This is a genomic window from Paraglaciecola sp. QJM3NY_14 (assembly GCF_056173245.1).
In genome coordinates, this window is record NZ_CM149664.1 from 661,018 (window position 1) to 672,686 (window position 11,669).

General features: G+C 44.6%; 15 protein-coding genes. 11 read left to right on the plus strand and 4 right to left on the minus strand.

The window, feature by feature from the left end:
* Positions 1 to 11 precede the first annotated feature (11 nt).
* Both mlaE and AC0VYA_RS02880 read right to left on the minus strand, forming a co-directional pair.
* Positions 12 to 791 carry a lipid asymmetry maintenance ABC transporter permease subunit MlaE gene (gene mlaE, locus AC0VYA_RS02875; RefSeq protein WP_011573469.1) on the minus strand — a complete coding sequence of 260 codons (780 nt, stop codon included), beginning with the start codon at positions 789 to 791 and terminating at the stop codon, positions 12 to 14.
* The gene (locus tag AC0VYA_RS02880) at positions 792 to 1,589 is read right to left on the minus strand and encodes an ATP-binding cassette domain-containing protein (RefSeq protein WP_011573470.1); all 798 of its coding nucleotides are present in this window, start codon (positions 1,587 to 1,589) and stop codon (positions 792 to 794) included.
* A 331-nt stretch (positions 1,590 to 1,920) separates the two neighbouring features.
* On the opposite strand from AC0VYA_RS02880, the gene AC0VYA_RS02885 reads away from it, so the two are divergent.
* From AC0VYA_RS02885 to AC0VYA_RS02935, 11 genes are all read left to right on the plus strand, one after another.
* Positions 1,921 to 2,883 carry a calcium/sodium antiporter gene (locus AC0VYA_RS02885; RefSeq protein ID WP_033186546.1) on the plus strand — a complete coding sequence of 321 codons (963 nt, stop codon included), beginning with the start codon at positions 1,921 to 1,923 and terminating at the stop codon, positions 2,881 to 2,883.
* 6 nt (positions 2,884 to 2,889) lie between these two features.
* Complete coding sequence (locus tag AC0VYA_RS02890; RefSeq protein ID WP_475489986.1) at positions 2,890 to 3,861, plus strand: KpsF/GutQ family sugar-phosphate isomerase; 972 nt, start codon at positions 2,890 to 2,892, stop codon at positions 3,859 to 3,861.
* The gene (gene kdsC / locus AC0VYA_RS02895) at positions 3,861 to 4,415 is read left to right on the plus strand and encodes a 3-deoxy-manno-octulosonate-8-phosphatase KdsC (protein WP_475489987.1); all 555 of its coding nucleotides are present in this window, start codon (positions 3,861 to 3,863) and stop codon (positions 4,413 to 4,415) included. Before AC0VYA_RS02890 ends, kdsC begins: the two co-directional genes overlap by 1 nt.
* Complete coding sequence (gene lptC, locus AC0VYA_RS02900; RefSeq protein WP_473478022.1) at positions 4,412 to 4,975, plus strand: LPS export ABC transporter periplasmic protein LptC; 564 nt, start codon at positions 4,412 to 4,414, stop codon at positions 4,973 to 4,975. The genes kdsC and lptC overlap by 4 nt, the downstream gene beginning before the upstream one ends.
* Before the next feature lie 40 nt (positions 4,976 to 5,015).
* Positions 5,016 to 5,537, plus strand: a complete 522-nt coding sequence (lptA, locus tag AC0VYA_RS02905; RefSeq protein ID WP_475491024.1) for a lipopolysaccharide transport periplasmic protein LptA — start codon at positions 5,016 to 5,018, stop codon at positions 5,535 to 5,537.
* Positions 5,537 to 6,262, plus strand: coding sequence for an LPS export ABC transporter ATP-binding protein (gene lptB / locus AC0VYA_RS02910; RefSeq protein ID WP_006992773.1), 726 nt, complete (start codon positions 5,537 to 5,539; stop codon positions 6,260 to 6,262). The genes lptA and lptB overlap by 1 nt, the downstream gene beginning before the upstream one ends.
* Before the next feature lie 122 nt (positions 6,263 to 6,384).
* Positions 6,385 to 7,878, plus strand: coding sequence for an RNA polymerase factor sigma-54 (locus AC0VYA_RS02915; RefSeq protein ID WP_011573477.1), 1,494 nt, complete (start codon positions 6,385 to 6,387; stop codon positions 7,876 to 7,878).
* 25 nt (positions 7,879 to 7,903) lie between these two features.
* Positions 7,904 to 8,191, plus strand: a complete 288-nt coding sequence (hpf, locus tag AC0VYA_RS02920; RefSeq protein ID WP_006992775.1) for a ribosome hibernation promoting factor — start codon at positions 7,904 to 7,906, stop codon at positions 8,189 to 8,191.
* Positions 8,192 to 8,206: 15 nt separating this feature from the next.
* Positions 8,207 to 8,650, plus strand: a complete 444-nt coding sequence (gene ptsN / locus AC0VYA_RS02925; RefSeq protein ID WP_006992776.1) for a PTS IIA-like nitrogen regulatory protein PtsN — start codon at positions 8,207 to 8,209, stop codon at positions 8,648 to 8,650.
* Between the two features lie 2 nt (positions 8,651 to 8,652).
* Positions 8,653 to 9,498: an RNase adapter RapZ gene (rapZ, locus tag AC0VYA_RS02930; RefSeq protein WP_006992777.1), complete on the plus strand. Its 846-nt coding sequence runs from the start codon at positions 8,653 to 8,655 to the stop codon at positions 9,496 to 9,498.
* On the plus strand, positions 9,495 to 9,773 hold the full coding sequence (locus tag AC0VYA_RS02935) for an HPr family phosphocarrier protein (RefSeq protein ID WP_011573478.1): 279 nt from the start codon (positions 9,495 to 9,497) through the stop codon (positions 9,771 to 9,773). Before rapZ ends, AC0VYA_RS02935 begins: the two co-directional genes overlap by 4 nt.
* Positions 9,774 to 9,873: 100 nt before the next feature.
* Here AC0VYA_RS02935 and AC0VYA_RS02940 read toward each other — a convergent pair whose 3' ends face one another.
* Both AC0VYA_RS02940 and AC0VYA_RS02945 read right to left on the minus strand, forming a co-directional pair.
* Complete coding sequence (locus AC0VYA_RS02940; RefSeq protein WP_475489988.1) at positions 9,874 to 10,644, minus strand: DNA/RNA non-specific endonuclease; 771 nt, start codon at positions 10,642 to 10,644, stop codon at positions 9,874 to 9,876.
* Between the two features lie 135 nt (positions 10,645 to 10,779).
* Entirely contained in the window at positions 10,780 to 11,619 is an 840-nt protein-coding gene (locus AC0VYA_RS02945) for an FAD:protein FMN transferase (RefSeq protein ID WP_475491025.1), read from the minus strand.
* Positions 11,620 to 11,669: the final 50 nt, after the last annotated feature.

An 11,669-nucleotide genomic window follows, 5' to 3' on the forward strand; every position in this document is an offset into this window, starting at 1 on the left:
CTTTTCCACTCCTACTCTATACCAAACATTAATGCAGTCAGGATAAAGTCGAGTCCTAACACTGCTAAAGATGAAAATACCACGGTTTCTGTGGTGGCTTTGCTTATCCCTTCCGATGTAGGGACTGCATCATAACCCTTAAAAATAGCTATCCAAGTAATTACAAAGGCGAATACGAGGGTTTTAATGATGCCGTTCACGACATCTTCGTTCCAGTCGACACTCGATTGCATGATAGACCAATAACTACCTACATCGACGCCTAACCAGTCAACGCCAACTAAATGACCTCCGAGTATACCTACCGCGCTGAAAATAAGAGCCAACATTGGCATTGAAATAATGCCTGCCCATAAACGCGGTGCAACTACGCGACGAAGTGGGTCTACCGCCATCATTTCTAAACTACTGAGTTGTTCGGTGGCTTTCATCAGTCCAATTTCTGCTGTCAAAGCTGAGCCAGCGCGACCAGCAAATAGCAATGCAGTTACAACAGGGCCTAATTCACGCAGTAAAGAAAGTGCGACCATCGGACCTAAGCTGCCTTCGGCGCCATAGTCTACTAATATGGTATAGCCTTGTAGCGCCATAACCATGCCAATGAACAATCCTGATACCACAATGATTAACAGTGACTGAACACCAACCACGTAAATTTGTTTTATTGTTAATGGCGTGTTTTTGATAAATTGAGGTTTGGCGATAATAGCCCCCATCAACATCAAAAAAGCACGTCCAAACGAACCGACTGTGTCGATTGTATTGCGTCCGATACTTGCCAACCACTGCATCTATTTGGCTCCTAGAAACGTTTGTTCAATATCGTCAGCAGGATAATGAAAAGGCACGGGGCCGTCTGCTTGTCCTTTTAAAAACTGTTGTACTAGTGGCGAGTCGCTCTGTTTTATTTGTTCGGGAGTACCACTACCGATCACTTTTTTCTCTGCCAATATGTAGATGTAATCCGCTATCGTGAGTACTTCGGTCACATCATGGGTCACAACCACGCTAGTAAGTTGCAATGAGTCGTTTAACGCTTTTATTAATTTGACTAGCACACCCATCGAAATAGGATCCTGCCCAGCAAAAGGCTCATCGTACATAATGAGCTCTGGGTCTAGAGCGATAGCGCGGGCCAACGCCGCCCTGCGCGCCATACCGCCAGACAGCTCAGCAGGCATTAAGTCTGCCGCGCCGCGCAGTCCCACCGCTTGCAGCTTCAATAGCACCAACGTCTTAATCACTGACTCAGACAACTTAGTATGTTCACGAAGCGGAAATGCAATGTTATCGAAAACTGACATATCGGTGAACAACGCACCGCTTTGAAATAACATGCTCATTTGGCGCCTAACAGTGAACAAGCGATTTCGCTTCATGCTTTGAATAGACTCGCCTTTAAAACGAATATCACCGCTGTCGGGTTTTAGTTGCCCACCCATAAGGCGCAACATAGTGGTTTTGCCAATACCACTTGGACCCATAATGGCGGTGGTTTTCCCTTTCACGATACGCAAGGAGATATCATCATAGATAATACGACCGCTTCGCGAGAAGGTCAGGTTGTCTATTTCTAGCAAATTTTCCATTAAGCCTGTTGTCTTCCTATCAGATGAACCAAATACTAATAATATAGGGTTGTGGTAATTGGCGACATTATATGTTTTTTCAAGGGCAAACCTCAAAACCTAAAAGTAACAAGTTATATTCGTATTTTTAGAACGTTACTTAGCCCGCCAAACGCTTGCTCAAACGATTAAACATAATAGTGTCAACTAACGTATTAGTTAGATGACCAGATGAATGGTTTTTTCGTTCATTTTTAATTAGGTAGCACTGGTTTATTTGTCACACAATGAATAGGCAAAGGCAGTGCTTTTTGCGACAATTAGATATTGGTATAAAAACAAGTGAGTTTTCGTGATAGTTGAAGCGTTATTATTTTTGTTGTGGTTAGTCGTATTAAGTTGGGGCGCGGATAGATTCGTATTCGGCTCATCTGCGTTAGCAAGAAATATGGGCATTTCACCCATGATTATCGGCTTAACCATAGTCGCAATGGGGTCTTCAGCGCCAGAAATTATGGTTTCTGCCACTGCATCGCTTAATGGCAACACAGATACGGCCATCGGCAATGCGATAGGCTCCAATATCACCAACATCGCCTTAGTGCTGGGCTTAACCGCTTTACTGAAACCCTTGACGGTAGCATCGACGACGTTAAAACGTGAAATGCCAGTGATGCTAGGCGTGTCTCTGCTTGCGACTTACTTCTTGGCTGATTTATATTTGTCGCTAAACGAAGGCATAGTGCTGTTTATCCTATTCTTTTTCACTATAGGCGGTTTGGCGTGGATGTCATACCACATGGAAAAGGGCGATCCTTTAGAGCAAGAGACTCACGACGAAGTACCAGACGGTGTGCCGACAAAAAGTGCGGTGATTTGGTTGTTAGTGGGCTTGGTATTATTGCCCCTCAGTGCACATTTCATGGTTGAATCAGCGGTGGAAATAGCTCGCCACTTTGGCCTAAGTGACTTGGTGATTGGTTTGACCATTATTGCCATTGGTACCAGTCTGCCCGAATTGGCTGCCAGCATTGCTGGTGTGCTGAAAGGGGAAGATGATCTCGCCTTAGGTAACATCATTGGATCGAATATATTCAACATATTAGCCGTCATGGCCATGCCTGGTTTGATATCTCCTGGGGCTGTCGACCCAGATGCAGCAAGTCGAGATATTTACACTATGTTGGGCTTAAGCATTTTGCTGGTGCTGTTTTGTTTCAATATAAGAGGTTCTCGCCGAATCAATCGTTATGAAGCTGTCGCTTTTCTAGGCTGCTTTGTCGCTTATCAATACTTTGTTTTTAACCAAGGTTAGTGCGGCATGAGTCAGCAAGAGTACATTCAGTCAGCCCTGCGAGTGCTTGAAATCGAAGGTCAGGCAATTAAGCAGTTATCGCAATACATTGACGACAATTTTATTGCAGCATGCGAGCTCATGAAAAACTGCAAAGGCAAAGTGGTTGTTTGCGGTATGGGTAAATCTGGCCACATAGGGCATAAGATATCTGCGACATTAGCGAGTACAGGAACGCCTGCATTTTTCATGCACCCAGGGGAGGCAAATCACGGTGACCTAGGCATGCTTACAGAACAAGATGTTCTGCTGGCGATTTCTAATTCAGGTGAAACATCTGAGCTATTGGCACTATTGCCTGTGGTGAAACGTCGTGGTATTGCCATTATTGCCATGTCGAATAACCCTGCTAGTTCGTTAGGTAAGCACGCCGACGTCAATTTGTGTATTAAAGTTGAAAAAGAAGCTTGTTCTCTAGGCTTGGCGCCCACGGCGAGCACCACGGCAACTTTAGTCATGGGAGATGCGCTGGCGGTGGCACTGTTAGATGCAAGAGGTTTCACGCCGGATGACTTTGCACTTTCTCATCCTGGAGGTGCGCTTGGGCGCAAGCTTTTACTTAAGCTTGATGACATCATGTGCCAGGGGGATCTGATGCCTTTGGTTGGCACGACACAAACGATTAGCCAGGCACTACTTGAAATTTCGCGCAAAGGGCTAGGAATGGCGGGTATCGTCGGCGATGACGGGCGTTTGCTGGGTATTTTTACTGACGGTGATTTACGACGGGTACTGGATGCCAGAGTCGACATTCACACAGTCAGTATTGAAAGTGTTATGACTGCTAATTGTGTTACCGCATCTCAAGAAACCTTAGCTGCTGAGGTGTTAAACGTCATGCAGAAACGCAAAATCAGTTCACTGTTTATTGTTGATGACAATCACCATCCGGTTGGTGCGATCAACATGCAAACCTTGTTATCAGCAGGAGTGATATAATGGGCGACGTTAATACGTTATATGGTACTAAGTCATCTTCGTTAATGGACAAGCTTTCCCGCATTAAATTACTGGCTTGTGATGTAGATGGGGTGTTCTCTGACGGGCGCATATACATGGGCAATGACGGCGAAGAATTGAAAGCGTTTCATACTCGTGACGGTTTTGGAGTCAAAGCCTTATTAAACATAGGTGTGCACGTTGCGGTTATTACCGGACGTGAATCAAAAATAGTGCACAAACGCATGTCAGCGTTAGGGGTCGAGCATATTATTCAAGGTTGTGAACAGAAAAACGATGCGCTTTTGGCGTTGCAGCGCCAGTTAAAGATAGGCAAAGACGCTACCGCATCCATTGGTGATGATATGCCCGACGTGGGAATGTTTACCTTGAGTAACGTCGCCGTAGCGACACACGATGCCCATCCATTTGTACAGAAACAAGCTCTGTATATTACCCAAATCAATGGGGGCTTTGGTGCTGTACGCGAAGTTTGCGACCTAATTTTGCATGCCAAAGGCAAGTTAAACAAAGTCAGTGGTAGTAGCGTATGAATCGAGTCACCCTCAGTATTGGGTTATTGTTTTTATTGGTCATCGCCATCAACTTACCCGACTGGCTAGCTGATGAGGACTTGATACCGCAAACTGAAACCGAATCTGCTTGGCAACCAAACTACCAAGCAAGTGAAATGCTAAGCACTCTATTTGATAAAGACGGCCGTTTGAGCCATCAGGTCTTTGCTACTAAAATGGAACACTTTGATTTGCTCGGTTTTACTTTATTCAAAGAGCCTCAATACACGATATTTGTTGCGTCACAGACTGCGCCTTGGCAGGTATCAGCCAAAGACGGTACTTTGTATGAAGACAATCGGATCCAATTAGAGAATAATGTCGAGATACGTAATCAAGATGAGCAAGGATTTGCTCGTAGCATTCGCACGGACTTCATCGAGATAAACTTGATCGATAAAACCATGGTGTCTGACCAACCAGTAAAAATATTTGGCCAGCACTATGTCATCAACAGTAACGGTTTTAAAGCCAATTTAACGACCCAACAATATGAGCTACTTGATCATGTGCAAACCATTTATCAACCTCAGCCTTAGCTTAGTTGCCTTAGCAACATTAGCATTTTCCCCATTAAGCATGGCTGGCAAAGAAGATTTCACGCAAGCGATAAAAGTGGACTCGAAGTTTCAGTTCGGGGACGGTAAAACTAAAAAATCTATCTTTCGAGAAGACGTGCACATCAATCAAGGTAGTTTGAATGTGTATGCCGATGAAGTAGAAGTCGACGCGAGTAAAGGCGAAGGTAACGAAGTTTTCATCGCGACGGGTAGCCCGGCTAAATACTCTCAACAACAAGAGCAAGGGGGCAGTATTGAGGCATCAGCCAATCGCATTGAATATCGCAGAGATTTACGCACACTAACCTTAGAAGGCAATGCACAGCTGAAGCAGAACAATAGCAGTGTAAAGGGTGAGTCGATAGTGTTTAACATGGAACTTGAACAAATTGTCGCGCAAGGAGAGAGCGAGAGTGAAAATAGCGGCCGAGTCACGACTATTTTTCAACCAGCCAAGAAATCAGCGAGCAGTAAAAAGCAAACTGACGCGAAAAAGTCCAGTGATGCTGAAGTCAAACCAAAACAGGATGAAACTCCATAATGGCGACGTTAAAAGCCTCGCATTTGGCTAAATCCTATAAATCACGTCAAGTTGTGCGTGATGTCAGTCTAGAAGTGTCCACTGGCCAAATTGTCGGTTTACTTGGTCCAAACGGTGCAGGTAAAACAACCACGTTTTATATGATTGTCGGTTTGGTTCCCTTAGATAAGGGAGAAATCAGTATTGATCAGCAAGATCTTACCCTACAGCCCATGCACATGCGCGCTCGTTTAGGGATTGGTTACTTACCCCAAGAAGCCTCTATTTTTCGAAAACTGACAGTCCATCAAAACTTGATGGCTATCTTGCAGACACGCAAAGAGCTCAGTGCAGAACAAAGAGAACAGCAAGCGGATTCATTACTCGATGAGTTCAATATAAATCATATTCGTAACAGTGCTGGTATGAGTTTGTCTGGAGGTGAACGCCGCCGGGTAGAAATAGCGCGGGCACTGGCAGCCGATCCAGAATTTATTCTGCTCGATGAGCCGTTTGCCGGTGTTGATCCTATTTCAGTTAATGATATTAAAAAAATTATTCAACATTTACGTGACCGTGGTATTGGTGTTTTGATAACCGACCACAATGTAAGAGAGACACTCGATGTGTGTGAGAAAGCTTACATTGTTAGTCATGGTGAACTCATCGCTTCTGGCACGGCAGAAGAAGTATTAAGTGATCAACGTGTAAGAGATGTATACCTAGGCGAACAATTCAGGCTATAGTTAAGCTGAAAAAGCCGCTCATTTTATCGAGATTATACTCAGGCGCTTGGTGAGACATTTACAGTCAATCGAATCAACCACAGCATATTTTTTAGTTTGCAACGGACAGAATAAAGAAGTAAATGAAACCCTCTTTACAATTAAAATTTAGTCAATCACTCACTATGACGCCACAGTTACAGCAAGCTATTCGTTTGTTGCAATTGTCTACGTTAGATTTACAGCAAGAAATTCAAGAAGCCTTGGATTCCAACCCGCTGTTGGAAGTTGAAGAGCCTACGGATCAGGAATCCGGCGATAGTGCGTTAAATGACAATTCCCTCGACCCGTCTTCTAAAGATACCAATGAAATAGTTGATACTAGCAGTGACAACTTAGACTCAAGTGAAGCGTTCGAGAAAAACGAAATCCCAGAAGACTTACCTACGGATACCACTTGGGATGAGTACATCAGTGCTTCTTCCGCACCTGCCTCTAGCATATCCAGTGGTGCCGGCGGTGATGACGAACAAATCTTTCAAGGCGAAACCACAGATAACATTCAAGATCATTTGCTGTGGCAAATGCGTTTAACCCATTTTAGTGATACCGATGTCGCGATTGCGACAGCGATCATTGATTCTATCGATGAGTCTGGTTATTTAACCATGAGCGCTGAAGACGTTCTGGCCAGCATGGATGATGAAGAAATAGAGCTCGATGAAGTGGAATGCGTACTTAAGCGTATTCAAATGTTCGACCCAATTGGGTCTGGCTCTCGTACACCACAAGAATGCTTGCTAGTGCAATTGCGTCAGTTTGCTCCTGATACACCCTGGTTAGAAGAAGCGAAGACCTTGATTGGAGACTATGCCGACCTTTTGGCAAGCAAGGATTACCGTACTTTGATGCGTAAATCTCGCCTTAAAGAGGATGATTTGCGTGAGGTCATGCGTTTACTAAAAACGCTCAATCCGCGTCCAGGCAGCGCCTTGATCAAAGGTGAAGCAGAATACGTTATACCTGATGTGTCAGTGAGTAAGAAAAATGGCCGTTGGACAGTAGAGCTTAACCCAGACAGCCTACCCAAATTGAACGTTAATCAACAGTATGCTGCAATGAGTCGTAGCGCGAAAAACACCAGTGATAGTCAATTTATTCGCTCACACATGCAAGAAGCCAAATGGTTTATTAAAAGTGTTGAGAGCCGAAACGATACCTTATTGAAAGTGTCAAACTGTATAGTACAGCAGCAAATGGGCTTCTTTGAACATGGGCCTGAGATGATGAAGCCTATGGTACTAAATGACGTAGCCGAAATGGTGGATATGCATGAATCTACAATTTCTCGTGTTACCACCCAAAAATATATGCATACCCCTAGAGGTATATTTGAGCTGAAATATTTCTTCTCGAGCCATGTTGCAACTGAGACAGGCGGAGAGTGCTCGTCAACGGCGATACGCGCATTGATTAAAAAGCTGGTCGCAGCTGAAAAACCAAGCAAGCCGTTAAGTGACAGCAAGATTGCTCAATTGTTGGCCGATCAAGGCATCATGGTCGCTCGGCGAACAATAGCAAAGTACCGGGAATCTCTGATGATACCCCCGTCGAACCAACGAAAAAGCCTATTGTAGGCTGATTAAAGAAGGAAGAGGCGATATGCAAATTAATATTACTGGTCACCATGTGGATGTAACCGATTCACTAAAAGATTATGTCGATACTAAATTTACCAAGCTCGAGCGACACTTCGATCAGATCAACAATGTTCACGTCATTCTCAATGTAGAAAAGCTCAACCAAAAAGCGGAAGCGACAATACATTTGAATGGGGCAGATGTATTTGCCACCATGGAACACAACGACATGTATGCGGCAATAGATGGCCTAATCGATAAACTCGATCGGCAAGTTATCAAGCATAAAGAAAAAGCTAAACGCCATTAACCCATCAGGTAAATAATGGAAATATCAAATATTCTTCACCCTGACTGCGTCGTATGCGCAGTTCAGGGGTCTAGCAAAAAGCGCATTTTAGAGCTTATTAGTCAATTGGCATCTGAGCACCTTGTTGAAGTAGACCAAGCGACCATTTTATCCAGTTTAGCGGGGCGCGAGAAAATGGGGTGTACGGGCATTGGTGGTGGTATAGCACTGCCACATGGCCGTATAAAAGGGCTAGAGTCCGCCCTAGGCGTGCTTGTAACGTGCCAACCTCCGGTCCAGTATGACGCCATCGATAACATGCCAGTGGATATCTTCTTTGCTATTTTAGTACCAGAGGAAAAGGCCCAAGAGCACCTACAAACCTTGTCGGCGATAGCCAAAAAATTCGTTGATAAAGACATTTTAAATCGTTTGCGCAGTGCAACCACAGACCAAGAATTATTTCAGGTACTCAGTTAATTATGAAGCTTATTATCATCAGTGGGCGTTCAGGCTCAGGGAAGTCCATCGTTTTACGTTCACTGGAAGATTTAGGCTATTACTGCGTTGATAATATCCCCGTCAATTTATTGCCTACTTTGACCCATACCGTCGCTGACGAGTACGATCAGGTCGCGGTCAGCATTGACGTGCGAAATTTACCCAAAGATCCCAACGAATTGGTGGAAATACTCGACTACTTGCCGTCAACGTGGGAAATGACCATATTGTATTTGGATGCCAGCGATGACGTACTGATTAAGCGTTTCAGTGAAACCCGCCGCTTGCACCCGTTGTCTAAGCAAAACAAATCCTTGTCTGGTGCTATTCAAGCAGAAAGCCAGTTATTGGCGCCGATAGCCGAACGTGCAGATTTATATATAGACACAGATCAATTATCAATTCACCAGCTGGCCGAATTGGTGCGCGAGCGAATATTAGGTAAAAAAAGCTCGCGCTTAGTTTTGGTTTTTGAAAGCTTTGGTTTTAAACACGGTATTCCTAAAGATGCGGATTATGTATTTGATGCGCGTTTCTTACCCAACCCGCACTGGGAGCCAGATTTAAAACCCCTTACTGGACTTGATTCCCCCGTCGAGATTTTTCTTGGCTCACAACCTATAGTCACTAAATTTATTTGGCAAATTCAGAATCTGATTTCTACTTGGTTACCACATTTAGAACGTAATAATCGTAGTTATGTGACAATCGCCATCGGGTGTACTGGCGGTCAGCACCGCTCTGTGTACGTAGTGGAAATGTTAGCCAAAACATTTAGTACCTCGCACCCTGATGTGCAAATACGTCATCGCGAGTTAAACCGATGAGTGAGCGATTAGAAAAAACCCTACTCATAGTGAACAAGTTAGGGCTGCATGCCAGAGCGGCGACTCAATTGGTTAAGCTTGCGAATCAATTTGAAGCTGAAGTCACTATTGTTCAGGATGATAAAAGTGCCTCAGCAAGCAGTGTGCTGGGCCTAATGATGTTAGAGAGTTGCCAAGGCAAAGAAATTCAAGTGATATCTGAAGGGAAAGACGCGCGCCAAGCGATGGATGCTGTTGAAGAGCTTATTGTCGGAAAATTCAACGAAAGCGAGTAATCAGCCAGATTCCATGCAACGTGCACTTCAATTTAGACTTTTTCCACTCATCTCGACTTTCTACTCATTCACTATTTTTTTGAAACGCGCGGTTGGGTTATCAGCAACCCAATTGGCTGCTTAATCCACCTAAACGCGCTTCAACCGCATATTCTTTGCTGCCCTTCATTTCTGGGAATATATTCAGACCGCTGCGACTTTCTACGTTATCAATCGTGACTTCTTTACTGCAGTAGTCATCGGCTCTCGCGCTATTTTGCTCCATGACATAGGCGGACGCTCTAACATAACCCGCTTGGTTTGTTGTCGCGACAATTTTGAAGTAGCCAGAAGGAATAGTGTGGCTTTCATCTGCACCTGGAAGCGTAGCAAAAAAGCTTTCATATAGCGGGCCTGTTACTACATACACGGACTCTCCGCTGCGCGCTAAAACGCGCACTGCAGACTCTAATCGGACCCATGGGCCTTGATTCAAATTAGAGCTTTGGGGGGTAATGTTTGATAGATAGTTTGTACTGCGCCAATCTGCGGTATTGCTCACACTTGCCAATGGAACTTGGTGTCCTCGATCGGTACGGATGAGAGCGTGAGCATCTTTATAATCAGCGGCTTCTAGCGTGTTCTCGCGCTTTAAGTCTGGATCAGAGCGCCAACTGCGTGAACGACTAGGACCATCTATCGTTTGCGTGGTCACTTTATATGCGGCCCAATCGGCAAACTTCGTTTGCTGATTATTGCTTATGGTGTAAATGGCGCGCTCAAGTAAGTCGTTGCTGTCAGGAGCACCTGTCGGGCAGCCTAAAGAGCTACACACATTGGCGTCCCCGGCATTACAGACAAATGCCAGTATTAATACAAGGTAGGACTTCATTAACGTTACTCGGGTTAAACTCTACACGTACATCAGTGCGTAGATCATACCTCAAGAGCGCAATAAAACCGTTACACTTATATGAAATTATTCAGTGAATTTAATGGCTTAATAATATTGATGGCAGGAGTCAGTTCACCAATAACACCAATGCTTTTGCTGCTGATCTTGTAAGAAGTGTTCGGCCTCTGTGCCTTGCAATAATGCCATGGTTGCTAACATGCCGGATTGAATACAAAAGTCAGTGGCTACGGTCACAGAGCGGGGGGCCCCAGAAACAGGATAACCGGTTTTGGGGCTCAATATATGACTATAGCGAACACCGTTGTGGACAATAAAGCGCCGTGTATCTCCGCTGGTGGCTAACCCACCGGACGCTATCTTCACTAACGCGCTTTTAGCTGAATCACCCTTGACGTGAGGGCGTTCAATACCTACTTGCCAATACGCCTCATGGTGCCTTGGTTGGGTAACTTGAATATCCCCGCCAAAATTAACCAACACAGAGGTATCCGGTGCCAATTGCATACACAATTTGGCCGCTGAATCCACAGCATATTCTTTACCAATGCCGCCAAAATCTAACTCGAACCCTCTGGGTAGGCGAATCTGTTGCTGAGTAAATTGCACATTTTGCCAGCCAATGTATTGCAATACTTCGCTGACGTGCTCCGAACGTGGAAATTGACCTTTCCCGGTGAAATCCCATATCTTTCGTAGTACGCCAGACGTTAAATCAAACATGCCATCGCTTAGTTCGAAACACGTTTGCCCGAAGGCGAGCAATCGATGTGTTTCTTGATCTATATCGACCCATTTTCCATGGCTATTGTTTATCTGATGAACTAGGTTGCCAACAATATAGCGACTGTACTTTTGCTCGATCCGTTTCGTTTGCAAGACAACTTCTTGTAGTAAGCGATTGGCGAGCAATTGATTCGGGGTTTCAATAAGCAATTCACATGGACTGGCCATGCAAAAGAAGTGACCATGGTAATAGTCACTTTTAGCTATTAGGGCGGGAG